17 protein-coding genes are annotated in these 19,083 nt (G+C 70.6%); 8 read left to right on the top strand and 9 right to left on the bottom strand.

All coding sequences use genetic code 11. The features are described 5' to 3' along the window. Positions 1 to 77: 77 nt before the first annotated feature. On the bottom strand, positions 78 to 533 hold the full coding sequence (locus ACN0TP_RS14050) for a VOC family protein (protein WP_417219919.1): 456 nt from the start codon (positions 531 to 533) through the stop codon (positions 78 to 80). A 124-nt stretch (positions 534 to 657) separates the two neighbouring features. After that, the gene (locus ACN0TP_RS14045) at positions 658 to 1,074 is read right to left on the bottom strand and encodes a YccF domain-containing protein (protein WP_417219917.1); all 417 of its coding nucleotides are present in this window, start codon (positions 1,072 to 1,074) and stop codon (positions 658 to 660) included. A gap of 160 nt (positions 1,075 to 1,234) precedes the next feature. Between ACN0TP_RS14045 and ACN0TP_RS14040 the strand changes: the two genes are divergently transcribed. Then, positions 1,235 to 2,740 carry a polysaccharide deacetylase family protein gene (locus ACN0TP_RS14040; RefSeq protein ID WP_417219915.1) on the top strand — a complete coding sequence of 502 codons (1,506 nt, stop codon included), beginning with the start codon at positions 1,235 to 1,237 and terminating at the stop codon, positions 2,738 to 2,740. Positions 2,741 to 2,774: 34 nt separating this feature from the next. Next, positions 2,775 to 3,638: a tRNA (guanosine(46)-N7)-methyltransferase TrmB gene (gene trmB, locus ACN0TP_RS14035; RefSeq protein WP_417219913.1), complete on the top strand. Its 864-nt coding sequence runs from the start codon at positions 2,775 to 2,777 to the stop codon at positions 3,636 to 3,638. 62 nt (positions 3,639 to 3,700) lie between these two features. Here trmB and ACN0TP_RS14030 read toward each other — a convergent pair whose 3' ends face one another. From ACN0TP_RS14030 to ACN0TP_RS14000, 7 genes are all read right to left on the bottom strand, one after another. Then, a complete protein-coding gene (locus ACN0TP_RS14030; protein ID WP_417219911.1) occupies positions 3,701 to 4,639 on the bottom strand; it encodes an alpha/beta hydrolase in 939 nt (312 codons plus the stop codon). Positions 4,640 to 4,649: 10 nt separating this feature from the next. Further along, complete coding sequence (locus ACN0TP_RS14025) at positions 4,650 to 5,096, bottom strand: heat shock protein transcriptional repressor HspR (protein WP_417219910.1); 447 nt, start codon at positions 5,094 to 5,096, stop codon at positions 4,650 to 4,652. 61 nt (positions 5,097 to 5,157) lie between these two features. Further along, positions 5,158 to 6,132, bottom strand: a complete 975-nt coding sequence (locus ACN0TP_RS14020; RefSeq protein ID WP_417219909.1) for a DnaJ C-terminal domain-containing protein — start codon at positions 6,130 to 6,132, stop codon at positions 5,158 to 5,160. Positions 6,133 to 6,219: 87 nt separating this feature from the next. After that, positions 6,220 to 6,849, bottom strand: a complete 630-nt coding sequence (gene grpE, locus ACN0TP_RS14015; RefSeq protein WP_417219907.1) for a nucleotide exchange factor GrpE — start codon at positions 6,847 to 6,849, stop codon at positions 6,220 to 6,222. Positions 6,850 to 6,864: 15 nt separating this feature from the next. Further along, entirely contained in the window at positions 6,865 to 8,724 is a 1,860-nt protein-coding gene (gene dnaK, locus ACN0TP_RS14010; RefSeq protein WP_417219905.1) for a molecular chaperone DnaK, read from the bottom strand. Between the two features lie 245 nt (positions 8,725 to 8,969). Continuing rightward, positions 8,970 to 10,679 (bottom strand): DEAD/DEAH box helicase, encoded by a 1,710-nt coding sequence (locus tag ACN0TP_RS14005; protein WP_417219903.1) that lies wholly within the window; start codon positions 10,677 to 10,679, stop codon positions 8,970 to 8,972. A 265-nt stretch (positions 10,680 to 10,944) separates the two neighbouring features. Then, positions 10,945 to 13,140: an MMPL family transporter gene (locus tag ACN0TP_RS14000; protein WP_417219901.1), complete on the bottom strand. Its 2,196-nt coding sequence runs from the start codon at positions 13,138 to 13,140 to the stop codon at positions 10,945 to 10,947. Positions 13,141 to 13,173: 33 nt separating this feature from the next. Here ACN0TP_RS14000 and ACN0TP_RS13995 point away from each other — a divergent pair, with 33 nt between their 5' ends. From ACN0TP_RS13995 to ACN0TP_RS13970, 6 genes are all read left to right on the top strand, one after another. Further along, positions 13,174 to 13,635, top strand: a complete 462-nt coding sequence (locus tag ACN0TP_RS13995; protein ID WP_417219900.1) for a MarR family winged helix-turn-helix transcriptional regulator — start codon at positions 13,174 to 13,176, stop codon at positions 13,633 to 13,635. Between the two features lie 37 nt (positions 13,636 to 13,672). After that, positions 13,673 to 14,503 (top strand): methyltransferase domain-containing protein, encoded by an 831-nt coding sequence (locus tag ACN0TP_RS13990; protein ID WP_417219899.1) that lies wholly within the window; start codon positions 13,673 to 13,675, stop codon positions 14,501 to 14,503. A gap of 21 nt (positions 14,504 to 14,524) precedes the next feature. Then, the gene (locus tag ACN0TP_RS13985) at positions 14,525 to 15,151 is read left to right on the top strand and encodes a LysE family transporter (RefSeq protein ID WP_417219898.1); all 627 of its coding nucleotides are present in this window, start codon (positions 14,525 to 14,527) and stop codon (positions 15,149 to 15,151) included. 65 nt (positions 15,152 to 15,216) lie between these two features. Then, a complete protein-coding gene (locus tag ACN0TP_RS13980) occupies positions 15,217 to 15,720 on the top strand; it encodes a low molecular weight protein-tyrosine-phosphatase (protein ID WP_417219897.1) in 504 nt (167 codons plus the stop codon). Continuing rightward, positions 15,710 to 17,842 (top strand): chorismate-binding protein, encoded by a 2,133-nt coding sequence (locus tag ACN0TP_RS13975; RefSeq protein WP_417219896.1) that lies wholly within the window; start codon positions 15,710 to 15,712, stop codon positions 17,840 to 17,842. Before ACN0TP_RS13980 ends, ACN0TP_RS13975 begins: the two co-directional genes overlap by 11 nt. After that, complete coding sequence (locus tag ACN0TP_RS13970) at positions 17,839 to 19,080, top strand: FAD-dependent monooxygenase (RefSeq protein WP_417219895.1); 1,242 nt, start codon at positions 17,839 to 17,841, stop codon at positions 19,078 to 19,080. Before ACN0TP_RS13975 ends, ACN0TP_RS13970 begins: the two co-directional genes overlap by 4 nt. Positions 19,081 to 19,083 lie beyond the last annotated feature (3 nt).

The raw sequence follows: 19,083 nt of genomic DNA, 5'->3' as shown, positions 1-19,083 counted from the left end.
CCACCGCGATCACGCCTTTCGGGCAGACCACCCCTCCACTGCGGGCCGACCAGGCGCTCGCAACCCTGCGCAAGGCATCACCCGCGGGCTGCCGCCTCCAGGACCGAGATGTCCAGCTTTTTCATGGGCATGAACGCCTCGGTGACGCGTTGGGCGACCTCGGGGTCCTGGCTGGAAAGCAGCTCCGGCAGACGCACGGGCACCACCTGCCAGGAAACGCCGAAGCGGTCCTTGAGCCACCCGCAGCGTGATTCCTCGCCACCGGCGGTCAGCGCATCCCAATAGTGGTCGATCTCGTCCTGCGTATCGCACATGATCTGGAACGAGACGGCCTCGTTGAAGGTGAACATCGGCCCACCGTTCAGGGCCACGAACGAGCGGCCATCCAGTTCGAAGGCCACGGTCATGGGTACCTCGGGGTCGGGGCCCGGAGACTGGCCCAGGAGGCGGGAATTCGGGAATAACCCCGTATAGAAATGGGCGGCTTCCAGGCCCCGGTCCTCGAACCACAGGCAATTGACGATGTCTTGCATGGGGAACCTCCCAGGTTCCGGGCCCGGACCACCGGCGGGGCTGGGGAGAAGGGATCGGGGTGGCCATGCCGCGGACGCCGCGGCCCACCCCCAATGTAGCCGCCCCTTCCCGCCCGGGGAACCGTCAGGCGGCAGGGCCCATGGGCAGACGCGACCCCGAGGGGACAATGACCTTGCCCAACGGCACCAGCGATACCGGGATGAGCTTGAGATTGGCAATGCCCAGCGGGATGCCGATGATGCTCACGAACATCGGGATCGCCGTCAGCACGTGGCCGAGGGCAATCCAGATGCCGGCGACGACGATCCAGATGACATTGCCGATGGTCGAGAAGAAGCCGGTGCGTCCGCCGCGGTCCACGATGGTGCGCCCGAAGGGCCACAGCGCGTAGCTCGCGATGCGGAAGGATGCCAGGCCGAAGGGAATCGTCACGATCAGCACGCAGCACACGATGCCGGCCAGCAGGTAGCCCAGCGCCAGCCACAGTCCGCCGAAGACCAGCCAGATGATGTTCAGGATCAGGTTCACGGGTCCGTTCATGCCCTCCAGTCTGCCCGGGTCTCCGGTTCCGCGCCATCCGGGATCACCCTGGTTCCGCCGTCGGATGCTTGAGTTCGGGCGCTTAAGTTTTGCTAACGATCCACCGTCGACTGCCCCATTTGGTACCAGACGGTAACTTTCGCGGGTGAAGATGGAAGCCATGAGGACTTCGCAGCGCGCCGCGCACTGGGGGATCGTCGGCGCGTTGGTGGCTGCCCTGACGGCCGGCTGCTCGCTGTCCCCCCACGCCTCGCTCCCCGTTCCCGGCGACGGCGCCCCCAGCATCCCGGCCCCCATCGATCACGGGACGGACCCCGACGCGGGACTGGATGCCAAGCTGCTCAAGGGAGTCGACCGCGGCAGCCGCTCGGACGAGGACCGCAACATCTATGCCAGCTGGTACACCCTGCCAACCGAGCCCGAGTTCGGGCAGGGTCAGGAACGGGCGATCCAGTCCGAGATCGACGCCTACGTCAAGGACATACCCTCCAGCGCCTTCGGCGGCGTTGCCCCACCGGAGTTGAACACCACCTCCGCGTTGACCGGTGCCTCGGACCGGGTGCTGGGTGTCCGGCAGACCACCTACACGTTCATGGGTGCCAGCGGCGGTTCGGCCTACCGGACCTTGTGGTACGACCGCGAGAACCGCAAGACCATGTCCACGCGGGACCTGTTCGACACGGACGGCGACTGGGAAGCATTCCGGGCGCTGACCGCCCAGCAGCTCTCCGCCAATGCCGAGGTCTTCGACGAGGAGGCCACGGACCCCGCCGAGCGGTTGCTCGATTCGGTGAATTTCGATTCCGCGGGAAACGCCCTGGTGGAATTCGACGACTACTCGGTGGCTCCGGGATCCGTTTCCCCCGTGATCGCGAAGATCGCCACCGATGACCTGCTTCCCCTGCTCAGCCCCCGCGGACTCGCCGTCCGCGCGGCCGGCATGGATCCGGCCCCGGTTGCACCGGCCCCGAAGACCACCGACGCCGGGACGTCGTCGCGCCCGGCCTCCCCGGAGCCCTCCGCCTCCGCAGTCCCGCAGCGGCGCAAGGCACCGGATTGCCGGAAGGCCAAATGCATCGCCCTGACGTTTGATGACGGGCCCGGCCCCGCGACGGGGCGCCTGCTCTCGACGCTGGCCTCCCACGATGCCCGGGCAACCTTCTTCGTGGTGGGCCCCAACGCCCGCCGCTATCCCCACGTGCTGAAGCAGGCAGCCGCCGCGGGCCATGAGATCGGCAACCACACCTGGTCCCACCGCTCACTGGCCAGCCTGTCCCCGGAGGAAGGACGCAGGGAACTGGCCCGGACCGACGATGCCGTCTCCGCGGCCACCGGTTCCGCCCCCACCCTGACCCGGCCGCCGTACGGGGCGACGAACCCCCAGGTCAACCGGCTCGTCCACACTCCGGTGGTCCTCTGGGATGTGGACACCCTCGATTGGAAGCACCGCAACGCCGACACCGTGGCGCGGGCCGCCCTGCGCGACGCCCATCCCGGGGCGATCGTGTTGATGCACGACATCCACCCGACCTCGGTGGCGGCCATGCCCCGGATCCTGGACGGGCTCGCCGCCCGGGGCTACCAGTTCGTCACTGTCTCGGAGCTGCTCGCGTCCTCCAGGCCCCAGGCCCAGGTCACCTACAGCCACGGGCCGGCCGGCAAATAGCGCCGGGGCCGCGGCGGCGACTAACGTTGGTCCAATGAGTGATCCCGCAGCACCCAAGCCCCCGGTCCGCGGCCGCGCCGTCGAGGACCTGAGCTTCTACCGGACCGACCCCGTGTCCTTCGTCCGCCGCGGCTCCCGCCTGCATGGCAAGCGCAAGGATTCCTGGGACCGCCTCTCCGGGGACTACGTCATCCAGGTTCCCCGGCACCATGCCGACACCTCAGTGCACGAGGACTTCCGCTTCGACGCCGAGCAGGCCTTCGGCCGCCGGGCCCCGCTGACGGTGGAAATCGGCACCGGCCTGGGCGAGGCCATCGCCGCCGCGGCCGAGGCCCACCCCGAGCGCGACTTCCTCGCAGTGGAGGTCTACCTCCCCGGTCTGGCCCAGCTGATGGCGCGGATCGATGCCAAGGGCCTCACGAACGTGCGTGCGGTGCAGGCCAACGCACCCGAGGTCCTGGACGTCATGCTCGAACCGGGCTCCGTGGACGAACTGTGGATCTTCTTCTCCGACCCCTGGCACAAGACCCGGCACCACAAGCGCCGGCTGATCAAGGAGTCGTTCCTGCCCAAGGCGGCGCGCGTCCTGGCTCCCGGCGGCATCTGGCGGCTGGCCACCGACTGGTCCAATTACGCCGAGCAGATGCGCGGGATCCTCGACGCCTCGGCGGATTTCACCTCGCTGCATCCCGGCGGGCAGGCCGGTCCGGACTCGCCCCTGACCCGGGTGCGACGCGAAGGGCTGGAGGGCCACGAGCCGGAACCCGATTTCACCGACGACCTGGGCGGTTGGGCACCGCGCTACGAGGGCCGGATCCCCACCAGTTTCGAGGGCAAGGCGCGGGTTGCAGGGCGCCTGGTCTTCGACCTGGCCTACCGCCGGACCACCACGGGCTAGGACGACGGCGGGAACACGAGGTCACCGCCGGCCGGTTACCGCTGGGCTGCCGGGCCAACATGCTACGTGAAGGCGGGCGTTGTGCCGTTGAGAATCCGTGCCAGGTTGTGCAGAGACAGCGTGCCGGGATCGCGGTAGCCGTACTCGGCGGGGACGGTTCCCGGCACGTACCGGGAGGTGTTGTGCCCGGTGACCGTGTGCAGGCCCGAGGCGGGGTGTCCCTCGACGGCGAACGGCAGCCCGGCGACCGCGGTGCGACCGCTGAGCACCCGCCCCCACCGGGCCAGGTGGTCACGGGTGGCCACTGCCTCGAACCGGCGGTCCACCGGCACGCCGAGCGTGCGGGGATCGGCCAGCAGCCCGGCGGGGATGCCGGCGGAACCGGTGGTGGCGAACGTGTCGATCCGGGTGCGCCGGGAACCGGTGGGGACCTCCTCGGCGGCGAGCCGGGCCAGGGCGTGGGCCGCGAGCGTGGCGCCATAGGAGTGGGCCTCGATGCCGGTGTGCACGTCGTCAGGCAGGAGCACCCCGATCCGCCGGATGTCGTGGGCCAGGCGTTCCACGGCGCCGCGGGCTGCCCGGTTGAAGACGGCGCGCAGCAGGCCCGGCGCCGGGTAGCCGAGCCACGCGATGACCGCCGGGCGTTCGGCGCCGGCGGCGCGCTGGGCCAGCAGCAGTTCCCCGGCCTCGCGGGCGCTGCCCCACATGGCGGTGCCCGGGCGGATGCCCGCACCGGAGACCTGCCAAGTCAGGTGGGTCGCGGTGTCGGGGTCCCCGAGGACGACGGCGGCCAGCGGCTCGGGGCCCTCCAGGTCCAGGAAGAGCAGGCGCCGGGCGGGGATCGCCGGGTCCATGGAGGTGGGCCGCAGTGCGTGGGCGACGCCGTCGATGGCCGCCTTGCGGCGCTGGTCCAGCCCGTCGCGGCGGAGCTTGGCCGCCGCGAAGCCGCGTTCGGCACGGGCGATGAGATCGGCCACCGTCGCCGACGGTGCGGGGACCATGCGGGGCCGCCTAGTCCTGGGGGCGCCAGATGACGACTGCCTGGCTCCGGGCGCGCGGTCGCTGGCCGCGCGAGAGGCTCACGACGTCCCCGGCCCCGGCCCCGGCGGCGAAGACGCGCTGCAGTTCGGAGGAGCGGCGGCTGACGTCCTCGAGTTCTTGGCTCAGCTCCGCCACCCGGGCGCGCAGGGCGGCGACCTGGTTCTCCAGTTCCAGGACCCGGCGGATCCCCTCCAGGGAGACCCCGTCCTTGGAGAGGCGCTGCACCTCGCGCAGCAATTCGACGTCGTGCTTGGAGTAGCGGCGCTGCTTGCCCCGCTGGCGCGAGGGCGAGACGAGTCCCATGCGGTCGTACTGGCGCAGGGTCTGCGGGTGCATGTCCGCCAATTCGGCGGCCACGGAGATCACGAACACGGGAATGAACCGGTCGTTGATGGCCAGTGCCTTGCCCTCTGACATGTTCTTCCCTCCTGCTGCTCGGATCGTGACGGGTGCCTGCACCCCGGTGGGGGCTGCGGCTCTAGACTACGGCTTTCGCCGCGATGCCCGCGCGCGGGTCGGCGTCGGCGGTGGCCTCGGCGAAGGCCTTCACCGCGTCCTGCGCCTCGGCGTTGAGCTTCTGCGGCACGACGACGTCGATGGTCACCAACAGGTCCCCGGTCACCTTCGAGGTCTTCACGCCGCGGCCCTTCAGGCGCAGCGTGCGCCCGGAGGAGGTTCCCGCGGGGACCTTCATCTTCACGGTCTCCCCGGTGAGCGTCGGGACTTCCAGGGTGGCCCCAAGTGCCGCCTCGGCGAAGCCGACGGGCAGGTGGATCCTGATGTTGTTGTCCTCGCGTGCGAAGAAGGGATGGGGCTTGACCGAGACCTTGACCATCAGGTCCCCGTTGCCGGCCGGGCCGTGTTGGCCCTTGCCGCGCACGCGCACGCTCTGCCCGTCGCGGATGCCCGCGGGGATGCGCACGTCGATGACCTCGCCGTCCGGTTCGCGCAGCCCGATGGTGGTGCCGCGGATGGAGCCGGCGAAGGAGATGGTGGTCGAGGCGGTGCGGTCCGCTCCCTTCTGGGGGGCCTGCTGGAAGCCGCCGAAGCCCCCGCCGCCGAAGAGGTCGGCAAATTCGGGGGGAACCTGTCCCCCGCCGGGGAACCCGCCACCGCGACGGGCACCACCGGAATTGAAGAGGTTGCCGAACATGTCGTCGAATCCGGAGCCGCCTCCCGCCGGTCCACCGGCTCCCCCCGCGGAGAAGCGGGCGCCGGAGCCCATGGCGCGGATCGCATCGTATTGTTCGCGTTCTTCCGGATCCGAGAGCACGGAGTGCGCCTCGGTGATGTCCTTGAACTTCTTCTCTGCCGTGGCATCCCCGGGGTTGGTGTCGGGGTGGTACTTGCGTGCCATCTTGCGGTAGGACTTCTTGATGTCGGCGTCGCTGGCATCCTTGGAGACGCCGAGGATGGCGTAGAAATCCTTGTTGACCCAATCCTGACTGGCCATCGGGCGCCTCCTGTTTCTGCGTGGTTCTGGAAAATCAAGGGGTCCCCGGCCGCCTCCTGGAGGGGAGACGGCCGGGGAGGTGTGGTGCTATTCGCCGGTGGAGACGATGACCTGGGCGGCGCGGATGACCCGCTCGCCCTTGCGGTAGCCGTTGCGCAGCACCTGTGCCACGTGGTCCTCGGGGACCTCGGGGCTGGGCTGCTGCATCAGTGCCTCGTGGACGGTGGGGTCAAAGGCGACGCCCGCGTCCTCGATGCGCTCCAGGCCGTGGCCGGCGAGGATGGTGTCGAATTTCTTCGCCACCGCCGCGAACGGGCCCTCGTCCAGGTCGCCGTGCTTGCGCGCGGCGTCCAGGTCATCGAGCACCGGCAGCAGGCTGGTCAGCACCGACTGGACGGCCAGGTCGCGTACCGCCTCCCGGTCACGCTCGACGCGCTTGCGGTAGTTGACGTACTCGGCCTGCAGACGCAGCAGGTCGTTGCGCAGCTCGGCCTCGACGTCGGTCGCCGCGGCGGGCGGCTCCTGCTGCCCCGCCTCGTTGAGGATCTGCTCGGCCTGGGCCAGCGCGTCCTCGGTCTCGACGCCTTCCCCGGATGCGGTGACGTCCTCCTGCCCTGCGGCATCGCGCACCTCACCCGTCTCGGGATCGACCTTGCGCTTGTCGGTGAAGCGCACCGGCTCCTCGCCGTGCTCTTCTTCGTTGCCGTGGTGTGGCATCGGAATCGAACCGCCTTACTTCTTCTCGTCGTCTTCGTCGACAACCTCGGCGTCGACGATGTCCTCCTCCGGGGCACCGGCGCCATCGGACTCGCCACCGGCTTCGCCGGCTGCGCCGTCGGCCTGGGCCTGGGCGTAGATGGCCTCGCCGAGCTTGGTCTGGGACGCCTGGAGCTTCTCGTAGGCGGCCTTGACCTCGTCGTCGTTGTCCTGGCCTTCGAGGGCTGCCTTCAGGGCGTCGACGTCGGCCTGGACCTCGGTCTTGACCTCCTCGGGCAGCTTGTCCTCGTTGTCCTTGATGAGCTTGTCCACGGAGTACGCGGACTGCTCGGCGGCGTTGCGGGTCTCGGCTGCCTCGCGGCGGGCCTTGTCCTCGGCCGCGTGCTCCTCGGCTTCCTGGACCATGCGCTCGATGTCCTCCTTCGCCAGCGAGGTGCCGCCGGTGATGGTCATCGACTGCTCGGTGCCGGTGCCCTTGTCCTTGGCGGAGACGTGCACGATGCCGTTGGCGTCGATGTCGAAGGTGACCTCGACCTGCGGGACGCCGCGCGGGGCCGGTGCGATGCCGGTGAGCTCGAAGGTGCCCAGCGGCTTGTTGTCGCGGGTGAACTCGCGCTCGCCCTGGAAGACCTGGATCGACACCGAGGGCTGGTTGTCATCGGCGGTGGTGAAGGTCTCGGACCGCTTGGTCGGGATGGCCGTGTTGCGCTCGATGAGCTTGGTCATCACGCCGCCCTTGGTCTCGATGCCCAGCGACAGCGGGGTCACGTCGATCAGCAGGACGTCCTTGCGCTCGCCCTTCAGGACGCCGGCCTGCAGGGCGGCGCCCACGGCGACGACCTCATCCGGGTTGACGCCCTTGTTGGCTTCCTTGCCGGCCAGTTCCTTGACCAGTTCGGCCACGGCCGGCATGCGGGTGGAGCCGCCGACGAGGATGACGTGGGCGATGTCGGAGACCTTGATGCCGGCTTCCTTGATCACGTCGTTGAACGGCTTGCGGGTGCGCTCGAGCAGGTCCTTGGTCAGGTCCTGGAACTTGGCGCGGGACAGGTGCTCGTCCAGATGGACCGGGCCGTCGGCGGTGACCGAGAGGTACTGCAGCGAGATGTTGGTGCTCGTCGCGCTGGAGAGTTCCTTCTTGGCCTGCTCGGCGGCTTCCTTCAGGCGCTGCAGGGCGATCTTGTCCTTGGACAGGTCGGCGCCCTTGGACTTGGCCTGGGCCAGCAGCCAGTCGACGACGCGCTGGTCCCAGTCGTCGCCGCCGAGGCGGTTGTCGCCGGCGGTGGAGCGGACCTGGATGGTGGAGAAGTCGTCCTCGTCCTTGCCCACTTCGAGCAGCGAAACGTCGAAGGTGCCGCCGCCGAGGTCGAACACGAGGATGAGTTCGTCTTCCTTGCCCTTGTCCAGGCCGTAGGCCAGGGCGGCTGCGGTCGGCTCGTTGACGATGCGCAGCACGTTCAGTCCAGCAATCTCGCCGGCTTCCTTGGTGGCCTGGCGCTCGGCGTCGTTGAAGTAGGCCGGGACCGTGACGACGGCGTCGGTGACCTTCTCGCCCAGGTACGATTCGGCGTCGTGCTTGAGCTTCATGAGCGTACGGGCGGAGATCTCCTGCGCCGTGTACTTCTTGTCGTCGATCGTGGTGCTCCAGTCGGTGCCCATGTGGCGCTTGACGGAGGCGATCGTGCGGTCGATGTTGTTGACGGCCTGGCGCTTGGCGATTTCGCCGACCAGGACCTCGCCGGATTTGGAGAAGGCCACCACGGACGGCGTGGTGCGTGCGCCTTCGGCGTTGGCGATGACGGTGGGCTCGCCGCCTTCCAGGACGGAGACGACCGAGTTGGTGGTTCCGAGGTCGATACCTACGGCACGGGACATAATGCATCCTTCTTTCCGATGGGAAATGCTGGGGTTCTCCGCCCAACCCGGGAGGTTGAGCGTTCTGCACTCAAGTCTACTCGGCGTCGTTTTGATGTCAAATCAAACTTGAGCGAAGCTCACTCAACTTTGATCTCGGCGGTGGTGCGGGGGACAAAAAAGCGCCGCTTCCCCCTGATGAGAAGGGGAAGCGGCGCCTGATCGCACCCGGCTGCCGGACACGGCGGCCGGGTGCCGCGCGGGGACTACTTGCGGTTGGACTGCGGGGCACCGGCCCGGCGGCTGCCGCGGCCACGGCCCGGACGTCCAGCGCCCAGCGCCTCCTGGGCCTTGGTGCCGATGGCGTCGCCGATGGTGTTGGAGCCGCGGGTGCCCGAGGAGGCGGGCCGTGACGAGGAGAACGACCGGCTGGACTCGCCGCGTCCCTCGGAGCGCGGGGCGCCCTGGCGCTGGCCCGAACGGCTGCGGCCACCGGCACGCTGGGTGCCGCCTGCGCGGCCTCCGGTTGCCTGGCTGCGCTGGCCGCCGTTGCGTCCACCGCGCTCTGCGCGGTCGACGGCCGGGCTGCCGACGCCTTCACCGCGGTTGTTGCGGGCCTCGCGCGGACGATCGGCGCCATCGCGCGCCGGACGGCGGTCGCCGGAGGGAGCCTCCGTGCGGCCCGAGGAACGGCCCGGGCGGGAGTTCCCTCGCCCACCACGACGACGGCCACGGCCTCCGGCGGCATCGGAATCGGCCAGCGACTTCGCCCGCGGACTGGAATGCGGCGTCGGCGCCACATAGGCGACCGCCTCGGCCTTGTCACCGCGCACGGCGGCCACTGCCGCGGCCTGCGGGGTGACCCGCTCCAACGGGACCTTGATCCCGGCGGCACGCATCAGCGACTTCACGTCGCCCTGCTGGTCGGGGGTCGCGATCGTGACGACGGTTCCGGAGGAGCCGGCGCGGGCGGTGCGCCCGGAACGATGCAGGTACGCCTTGTGCTCGGCCGGCGGATCGATGTGCACGACCAGCTCGACGCCGTCGACGTGGACGCCACGGGCGGCGACGTCGGTGGCCACCAGGACCTTCGCGTCGCCACCGGAGAAGGCGGCGAGGTTGCGGTCACGGGCGTTCTGGCTCAGGTTGCCGTGCAGGTCCACCGCGGGGACACCGGACTTGGAGAGCCAGACGGCCATCTTCTTGGCGTGGTGCTTGGTGCGCATGAACATGATGCGCCGCCCGGTGCCCGATGCCAGCTCGAGGACCAGTTCCTTCTTGGAGTCGGCGTCGACCATGAACACGTGGTGGTCCATGGTGTCCACGGCGGCCTGCGGGGCGTCCACCGAGTGCACGACGGGGTGGTCGAGGTAGCGCTGGACGATCTTGTCCACGCCGTTGTCCAGGGTGGCGGAGAAGAGCATGTGCTGGATGCCGCGCGGGGTCTGGTCCAGGATGCGCTTGACCACGGGGAGGAACCCGAGGTCGGCCATGTGGTCGGCCTCGTCCAGGACGGAGACCTCCACGCGGGAGAGGTCGGCGACCTTCTGGCGCAGCAGGTCCTCGAGCCGACCGGGGCAGGCAATGAGGATGTCGACGCCGGCGTTGAGGTCCTTTTCCTGGCGGACCTGGGAGACACCGCCGAAGACAACCGATGTGCGCAGGTCCGCGCCCTCGGCCAGCGGGATGACGACGCGGCTGATCTGGGTGGCCAGCTCGCGGGTCGGTGCCATGATCAGGGCGCGCGGGAAACGGGCCTTGCGGGGCTTGGGGGCGGCGGCCAGGCGGGCCACCAGCGGCAGGGAGAAGGCCAGGGTCTTGCCGGACCCGGTCTGGCCGCGGCCGAGGACGTCCTTGCCGGCCAGGGTGGAGGGAAGGGTGGCTTCCTGGATGGGGAAGGCGGAATCGATTCCCTGGGCTGAAAGGATCTCGGCCAGGCGTGCGGGCACACCGAGGGAAGTAAAGGAAACGCTCACGGGCTGCTTTCGGTCGTTGCTATGCGCAACCGGGTTCGGCGCGCAGGTCGCCGAAGAAGAGGATGGCCTGGGCCCCCGGGTGGGGTGCTCCGCCAATCGCCCGGAGGCGATGGGTCTTCCGCCGCTGCTGCCGGCTCGTCATGCGTGATGCCGGGGCGGCGGGAAAAGGGTCAAATCTGTCGACGCAGGGCCCGCATGCGTCCAACCGGAGCCGGAAGGCGTGGAGCCACTGTCCGCCAGTCTAGCAGCGGCTCCCGCCCTGCCCCTATTGTGTGCCGGATCTCACGGGCCGGTCGGCCGTGTGACCGGTGTCGGCATCGCCTCCGGCGAGCGGCTTGGGTTTCCACGGCCACCAGATCCGCTCGCCGAGGTCATAGGCCAGCGCGGGGACCAGCAGGGACCTGACGACCAGGGTGTCGAGCAGGACGCCGAAGGAGACGATGAAGGCCAGCTGGACCAGGAACATGATCGGGATGACGCCCAGGGCCGCGAACGTCGCCGCCAACACGATGCCGGCGGAACTGATGACTCCCCCGGTGACGGCCAACCCGCGCAACACCCCGTCCCGGGTGCCGTGGACCCGCGATTCCTCGCGCACACGGGTCATGAGGAAGATGTTGTAGTCCACCCCCAGGGCCACGAGGAAGACGAACCCGAAGAGCGGCACCGACGGGTCGGCCCCGGGGAAGTCGAAGACCCCGTTGAAGACCAGCGCGGAGACGCCCATGGCCGTCCCGTAGGAGATGACCGTCGTGAGCACCAGCAGCACGGGGGCCAGGATCGAGCGCAGCAGCAGGACCAGGATGACCAGGATCGCGGCCAGGACCAGCGGGATGATCTTCACCAGGTCTGCCTCCGCCGTGAGGTTGGTGTCCAGCGACACCGCGCTCGGACCGCCGACCAGGGCGCCGGGGTCCACCGCGTGGGTCGCCGTCCGCAGCGCGGTGACCGTCTCCTGGGCCGCGGACGAATCGGCGGCATCGGACAGCGTCACGGAGAGCAGGACGTGGCCGTCCACGACCTGCGGTCGCGTTTCCGCGCCCGGGGCGCCCACGCCGGCGGGCGCTCCCCCGGGGGCCTGCAGGTAGGCGCTGGCCACCCCGTCGACCCCCTTGACCCGTTCGAGCACGGCCTCGCCGCGGTCCGATTCCACGATGACCGTGGCCGGGCTGCCGGCCCCGGCGTCGAAGTGCCGCGCCAGCGCGTCCTGCCCGTCGGCGGATTCGGTCTGGCCGAGGACCAGCTCGCTTTGCGGCACGCCGGTGGCCTGCAGCTGGGTGATCCCGGCGCAGCCGGCCAGCAGGACGACGGCGGTGGCGATCCAGAGCCGGCGGGGGTGGCGGCGCACCATCCGGGCCGTGCGCGCCCAGAGGCCAGCGCCGTCCACCGGCGACGCCGGGACGTGGTCATGGTGGCGCGGGATGAGCGGCCAGTAGGCGCCCCGCCCGAGCAGGCCCAGCAGCGCGGGCAGCAAGGTGAGCGCGGCCAGGACGGAGAACACGATCCCCGAGGCGCCGATCGGGCCCAGCGCCTTGTTCGAGTTCAGGTCGGAGAAGACCAGGCACAGCAGGCCCACGGTCACGGTCCCGGCCGAGGCGATGATCGGTGCCGCCGCCCCGCGCAGGGCCGCCCGGACCGCCTGCAGCCTCCGGGCACCGTCGGCGACGGCCTCCTTGTGCCGGGCGACCAGCAACAGCGAATAATCCGTCGCGGCCCCGATGACCAGGATGGACAGGATGCCCTGGCTTTGCCCGTCGAGCACGATCCATCCGGCCTTGGCCATCCAGAACACCGCGAGGATCGCCGCGCAGAGCGCCGACACCGAGGTGAACAGGACCGCCAGCGGCAGCAGCAGCGACCGGTAGACCAGCAGGAGGATCACCAGCACCGCACCGAGTGCGGCCAGCAACAGGATCCCGTCGATGCCGGCAAAGGCCCCGATCAGGTCAGCCGTCAGGCCGGCCGGGCCGGCGACGTAGGCGCTGACCCCGGGGGCCATCCCGGCTCCCAGCAGGCTGCGCAGCTGCCCGACGGCCTGGTCAGTGTCCACCGAACCGTTGAGGGGGACGATCATCTCGGCCGCGCGGCCGTCCTCGGACGGGAACGGCCCGGCCACGTCGCCGGTGACGGCGTCCAGGTCCGCGACCCGGGCGGCCAGGGCCTTCAGGTCCACGTCCCCGAGGGCGGCGCGGTCCGTTGCCTCGAGCACGACGACGGCGGGAATGGTGCCGCTGCCATCGAACCGCTGCTGCCATTCCAGGGCGCGGGTGGCCTCCGCCGAGGCGGGCAGGAAGCTCGACTGGTCGTTGCTCTGGACCTGGTCCAGCTTCCCGAAGGTCGGGCCGCCGATGCCGGCGATGCCCAGCCACACCAGCACCAGGACCCCGCAGACCAGCAGGCGCACCCGCGGGTGCGCGGGAAGGGTTCCCGACTTACTTCCATCCTGAAATAGTTTCACCATGGAATCATAACCGATCGGCGCTACACTGCAACGGTGGACAACGGAGCGAACTTCCAGTTGGTCCGGCTCCTCCAGGAATTCACCCAGGCGTCGGACCGCTTCGTGGACACCACCAGCGGCGACAACGCGATGCACCGCAGCGACCTGAACGCCCTCTCCGTGATCATGCGCCACGAACAGGCCGGAAGGCCACCCACGACGTCGATGCTCGGCCGCGAACTGCATCTGAGCCCGCCGGCCACCTCGGCACTGGTCAACCGGCTGGAGCGCAGCGGCCACGTGGTTCGCCACCGCTCGGAGGACGACCGCCGCGTGGTGCGCGTCGCCGTCACCGACCACGCCATGGCCGAGGGCCGGCGCATGTTCGGCCCCCTGGCCCGGGCCCTGGGCCAGACCATCGCCGGCTACACCGCGGCAGACATCGCCCTCGTCTCCCGCTTCATGGCCGACGCCTCACGCGCGGTGGACGAGGCGACGAAAAAACTCGACATGTAGCTGCCCCTCCACGCCCCCATTCGCCTAGGCTCGGTTCATGGACAACGAGGTTTACTCCCACGGCCACCACGAGAGCGTCGTCCGCGCGCATGCGGTGCGCACCGCCGCCGACTCCGCCCCGCACCTGCTGCCGCACCTGGCCCCCGGCCTGCGGATCCTCGATGTCGGTTGCGGCCCCGGCTCCATCACCCTGGACCTGGCACGCCAGGTGGCCTCCCCCGATGGCGCCGGCCGGGCGGTCGGCGTCGACCGCTCCGAGGACGTGCTCGCCACCGCCCGCGCCCGCGCCGCCGCGGAGGGCGTCGACAACGCCACCTTCGAGACGGGCAACATCTACGACCTGCAGTACGACGACGGCGCCTTCGACGTCGCGCACGCCCACCAGGTGCTGCACCACCTCGCGGATCCGGTGGCCGCGGTGCGCGAACTGCGCCGGGTGGCCGCCCCCGGCGGGCTGGTGTCGTTGCGCGAGGCCGACTATGCGGCCATGTCCTGGTTCCCCCAGGCCCCGGCACTGGACCGATGGCGGGACGTCTACGACGCCATTTCGCGCTCCAACGGCGCCGAACCCAATGCCGGGCGCCGCCTGCTGTCCTGGGCCATCGACGCCGGTTTCGACGCGGCCGAGCTGGACATCTCCGCGTCGACCTGGATCCACGGCAACGCCGGGCAACGCAACGGGTTCGGCCTCGGCTGGGCCGAGCGGTCGCTGCACTCCAGCTACGCCGAGCAGGCGCTCGAACGCGGTATCGCCGACCAACCCGCCCTCGAGGAGATCTCCGCGGGCTGGCGCGCCTGGGCCGCGGATCCGTCGGCCGTGTTCATCATGCCCAGTGTCGAGCTCATCGCGCACGTCGGCCAGGACTGAGCCAACCCGTAGGATCCTCGGGTGACCTTTTCCCTGTGGCTCTCGCTTTTGGGTGCCAGCCTCCTCATCAGCTTCACCCCCGGCGCCGGGGCCATCAACACCATGAACAACGCACTGAACGCCGGGTTCCGCCGTTCCTTCTGGGGGATCCTGGGCCAGCAGGCGGCACTGCTGGTCCATGTGCTCGTCGTTGCCGCCGGCGTCGGCGTCCTGGTCGCCAACTCCCCGATCGCCTTCGCCGTGGTGCGCTACCTCGGTGCGGCCTACCTGGTGTACCTCGGCGTCGGGCTGCTGCGGGCCAAGCCCGATCCGGACACGGCGGCGGTCGACGTCCGGGCCCACGAACCGGCGGCCTCCATGTTCCGCCGCGGCCTGTGGGTGAACCTGCTCAACCCGAAGGCGATCGTCTTCTTCCTGGCGTTCACCCCGCAATTCATCCGCCCGCAGGAGCCGCTGGTGCCGCAGTACCTCGTGCTCATCGGCACGATCGTGGCCGTGGACATCCTGGTCATGTGGTTCTTCTTTGCCGCGACGGCCAAGGGGTTCCGCCGCTTCACCCGCAATGTCCGCGGCCAGCGCATCCTGAACCTGGTGTTCGGGACGCTGTTCATCTTCGTCGCCGCCCTGCTGCTGTTCCTCCACCAGTAGGCCTGCGGCCAGACCCGCTGCCGTGCGTCCTGCCGTCCGGGCCGCCGGGTGCATAGACTGGCATCATGTACAGGATCCTGACAGTCTGCACCGGGAACATCTGCAGGTCGCCGATGGCCGCGTACATGCTCCGGGAGGCAGTGGATGCGGCCGGGCTGGAGGACGTGGAGATCGCCTCCGCAGCCACCAGCGACTGGGAGACCGGGAACCCGATCGACCCGCGGGCCGCCGGGCTGCTCACCCGGCGCGGCATCGAGGCCTCGAGCCACGTGGCCCGCCAGTTCACCGCCGACGACTTCGCCACCGCCGATCTGGTCCTGGCCCTGGACACCGACCACTTCAACCACCTGCGCCGCCTCGCCACCGACGAGGACCAGCGGTCCAAGGTCCGCATGTTGCGCTCCTTCGATCCCGAGGTCTCCCGCGAGGCCCCGTCCCAGCAGGGAATCTACGATCCCTGGTATGGCGATGACGCCGATTTCGAGACCACGGCACAGCTGATCTCCGCTGCGCTTCCGGGGCTGGTGCACCACATCAAGAACCAGACCGCAGACACACGTGGCGCGTAGATCCCCCGCGATCATCGCCGTCGATGGTCGATCCGGGGCGGGCAAGAGCACGTTGGCCCTGGAGTTGGCGACCGCCCTGCGCGTCCACCGCACCGTGTCGGTCTTCCATCTGGAGGACGTCTATACCGGGTGGGACGGCCTGGCGGAAGGCCGCGACCGCTACGTCGCCCAGGTCCTGGAGTCCCTGTATTGGGGGGAGGATGCCCGTTGGACCTCCTGGGACTGGGTCCATGACGCCGACGGCGAGCGCCGCAGCACCGTGGCGGCCGACGTCGTCATCGTCGAGGGAGTCGGGGCCGGCTGCCGCGCGGCACGCCCCTACCTGGACGCGGTCGCCTGGGTCGAGGTCGACGAGGCGGCCCGACGCCGGCGGGCCCTGGCCCGCGATGGCGAAACGTTTGCCCCGCACTGGGACCGCTGGGCGGCACAGGAGCGCGGATGGCTCGACACGGATCCCGTCCCCGACACCGCGGACGTCCTGGTCTACAACCGGGCCGATGGCAGCGCGCCGGCGGATACCCTGCGCGCCCTGGCCCAGCTTCCCGGGCTCCAGGAGACACTACGCCCCGAGATCCAGGCGGCCGCCACCCCGGCACTGATCTCCCGGCGGTTGCGGCTGCCGCGGGGCCCGATCGACGCAGCCGGGCTGTTCGAACGGCACTTCCCCGGCGACCACGCGGTGTTCCTGGACTCCTCCAGCGCCGGCCTCCCGGGCACCACGCGCAACCGTTTCAGCATCCTGGCCGACGACGGCGGGGGCACGGCCACCCGGGTCGAACACCGGGCCGGCACCACCGAGGTGGCCATCGGCTGCACCCGCACCCGCCTGGCCGGACGCTTCTTCTCCTGGCTGGACCGCAACTGGGGTCCGGCCCGGGTGGAGGCGCCGGCGGGACTCGAGTGTGGTTTCGCGCTCGGCTGGCTCGGCTGGCTCGGCTATGAACTCGGCCGCGAATCCGGGGGTGTCGACCGGACGTCGAGCCCCACACCCGACGCGGCCCTGCTCCAACCGGCGCGCGCGGTGGTCCTGGACCACGAGCGCTCCGAGGCCTGGCTCCTGGCCCTGGCGGCACCGGAGGCCGTGCCGTGGCTGGAGGCAACGGAGGCACTGCTGCGTGGCGGGCTCCCGGTGACGACCGCTGCGGCACCGGCCGGGCCGCCGCCAGCCTTCACCGCCGCCGACACCCGCACCGCGTACCTCCGGAAGATCCGAGAGGCCCAGCAGCAGATCGCCGACGGGAACAGCTACGAGGTCTGCCTGACCACCTCCCTGCAGGCAGACGTCCCGCCCCCGGAAGACGGCACCACGGGCTTCGACCCCTGGAGCACCTACCTGGCGTTGCGGGCCTCGAGCCCGGCACCGTTCGCGCATTTCATCCGGTGGGGGCCCGTCGCCGTCGCCAGTTCCTCCCCCGAGCGGTTCCTGTCGGTCGACGCCGCGGGGTTGCTGCGGGCCGAGCCGATCAAGGGCACCCGCCCCCGCTCCGCCGACCCGGTGGAGGACGCCGCGCTGGCCCGCGACCTGGCCACCGCACCGAAGGACCGTGCCGAAAACATCATGATCGTGGACCTGCTGCGCAACGACCTGTCCCGCTTCGCGGACCCGGCGACGCTGCGCGTTCCGCGCTTGTGCGAGGTGGAGACGTACGCGACCGTGCACCAGCTCGTCTCCACCATCGAGGCCCGCCTGCTCCCGGATGCCTCCCGCTCCGAGGCCGTGGCCGTCGCCTTCCCACCCGGATCGATGACCGGCGCACCCAAGATCTCCACGATGGCGATCCTCGACGGCCTGGAAGAGGGCAGGGCCCGCGGGGTGTACTCCGGTGCCGCCGGCTACTACTCGCACACCGGGGCCGCCGACCTGGCAGTGGTCATCCGCACCCTGGTCGCCCGCCGTGCCCCCGGGAACGACGGCGGCTGGCAGCTCTCGTTGGGGCTCGGCGGGGCCATCACCGCGGATTCGGATCCCGCCGGCGAGTGGGATGAGGTGGCCACCAAGTCCCGCGGTGTCCTGCGGGCGCTGGGCACCCGGTTCGAGGCCGGGCCGGCCGGGGCGCAGGCGTCGGGCCGGGCGTCCGGGCCCTACCCTTCCCAAGGGCCCGGACCTACCCTGGGGGGATGAGCCCAGCTGCCACCCCGCCGCATCCGCCCGTACCGGCCCGACGCGCCGTCGTCGTGGGGGCCGGCATCAGCGGCCTTTCGATCGCCGGGCAGCTGGCCGCCGACGGGTGGGCCGTCGACGTCCTCGAACAGGCACCGGGCCCGCGACCTGCCGGGTACATGATCGACTTCTTCGGCCCGGGTTTCGACGCCGCCGAGTCCATGGGCCTGCTGCCGGCACTGCGCCGCCGGGGCGTGTTGTACGACTCGCTACGCTACGTCGACGCCACCGGCAGGACGACGGCGAGGCTGTCCATGGGGGCCTTCCTGCGGGCCTCGCGCGGCAGGTTCTTCAGCATCCTGCGCCCCGACATCGAGGATGGCCTGCGCGAGTGGCTGCCCGCCGCGGTGACGGTCCATCAATCCGCCCCCGTGGTTTCCGTGGACCCCGGGTCCCCGGGAACCGGCGGCGGGGCACCGGGCGAGCCGGCCGTCGTCGTGCTGCGGGAGGGGACCCGTTTCGAGGCCGATCTGGTGGTCGGCGCCGACGGGATCCATTCCACGGTCCGCCGCGAGGTCTTCGGCCGCGGGGAGGACACCCTGCGGCTGTTGGGCTACCACGTCGCCGGATTCATCGTCGAGGACCCGCCGCTGGCCCGCGACCTGGGGCCGGTGGTGACGTTGACCGACTCGCTGATCCGCCAGGCGGGGCTCTACGCGCTGCCCGACGGGCGCGTGGCGGTCTTTGCCGTCGAAGCCACCGACAACCCGTCGGTGCCGCGGGACCAGGGGGCACATCTGGCCACCGCCTACGCGGACCTGGGCTGGCGCATCCCCGCCGTGATGGAACGCGCCGGCGACGAGATCTACTACGACGTCGTGGCCCAGTCCTCCTGCCCGCACTGGAGCCGTGGCCGGGTGGTCATCACCGGCGATGCGGCCTATGCCGTGTCGCTGCTGGCCGGGCAGGGGGCCTCGCTGGCGCTCGCAGGTTCCCTCGCCCTGGCGCGGGCGCTGCGGGCCCACGACGGCGACCTGGGTGCCGGGCTGGCCGCCTACGAGGAGCAGTGGCGCCCGGTCGCGGAGACCCAGCAGGCGGCCGGACGGCGCAATGCCACGTTCTTCGTCCCGAGCGGTCGGATCGGCCAAGTGGTGCGCCGGGTGGCCCTGCGCATCATGGGCCTGCCCGGCGTCGGGGGCGTCGCGGCACGGCGCATCTTCGCCTCCAGCCTCCCGTCCAAGGGACACACCGGGGACTGAGCC

This window comes from Arthrobacter sp. (assembly GCF_048266065.1).
GTDB lineage: Bacteria > Actinomycetota > Actinomycetes > Actinomycetales > Micrococcaceae > Arthrobacter_H.
Note: the sequence above shows the minus strand (reverse complement) of the source record. Positions and strands in the feature narration are given on the sequence as shown.

Coding starts and splice junctions, on each gene's coding strand:
- ACN0TP_RS14025 (WP_417219910.1), bottom strand. CDS start 5,096: ATGTCAGAGGGCAAGGCACTGGCCATCAACGACCGGTTCATTCCCGTG.
- ACN0TP_RS14040 (WP_417219915.1), top strand. CDS start 1,235: ATGAGGACTTCGCAGCGCGCCGCGCACTGGGGGATCGTCGGCGCGTTG.
- ACN0TP_RS14045 (WP_417219917.1), bottom strand. CDS start 1,074: ATGAACGGACCCGTGAACCTGATCCTGAACATCATCTGGCTGGTCTTC.
- ACN0TP_RS13990 (WP_417219899.1), top strand. CDS start 13,673: ATGGACAACGAGGTTTACTCCCACGGCCACCACGAGAGCGTCGTCCGC.
- ACN0TP_RS14030 (WP_417219911.1), bottom strand. CDS start 4,639: ATGGTCCCCGCACCGTCGGCGACGGTGGCCGATCTCATCGCCCGTGCC.
- ACN0TP_RS14050 (WP_417219919.1), bottom strand. CDS start 533: ATGCAAGACATCGTCAATTGCCTGTGGTTCGAGGACCGGGGCCTGGAA.
- ACN0TP_RS13970 (WP_417219895.1), top strand. CDS start 17,839: ATGAGCCCAGCTGCCACCCCGCCGCATCCGCCCGTACCGGCCCGACGC.
- ACN0TP_RS13980 (WP_417219897.1), top strand. CDS start 15,217: ATGTACAGGATCCTGACAGTCTGCACCGGGAACATCTGCAGGTCGCCG.
- ACN0TP_RS14020 (WP_417219909.1), bottom strand. CDS start 6,132: ATGGCCAGTCAGGATTGGGTCAACAAGGATTTCTACGCCATCCTCGGC.
- ACN0TP_RS14000 (WP_417219901.1), bottom strand. CDS start 13,140: ATGGTGAAACTATTTCAGGATGGAAGTAAGTCGGGAACCCTTCCCGCG.
- grpE (WP_417219907.1), bottom strand. CDS start 6,849: ATGCCACACCACGGCAACGAAGAAGAGCACGGCGAGGAGCCGGTGCGC.
- trmB (WP_417219913.1), top strand. CDS start 2,775: ATGAGTGATCCCGCAGCACCCAAGCCCCCGGTCCGCGGCCGCGCCGTC.
- dnaK (WP_417219905.1), bottom strand. CDS start 8,724: ATGTCCCGTGCCGTAGGTATCGACCTCGGAACCACCAACTCGGTCGTC.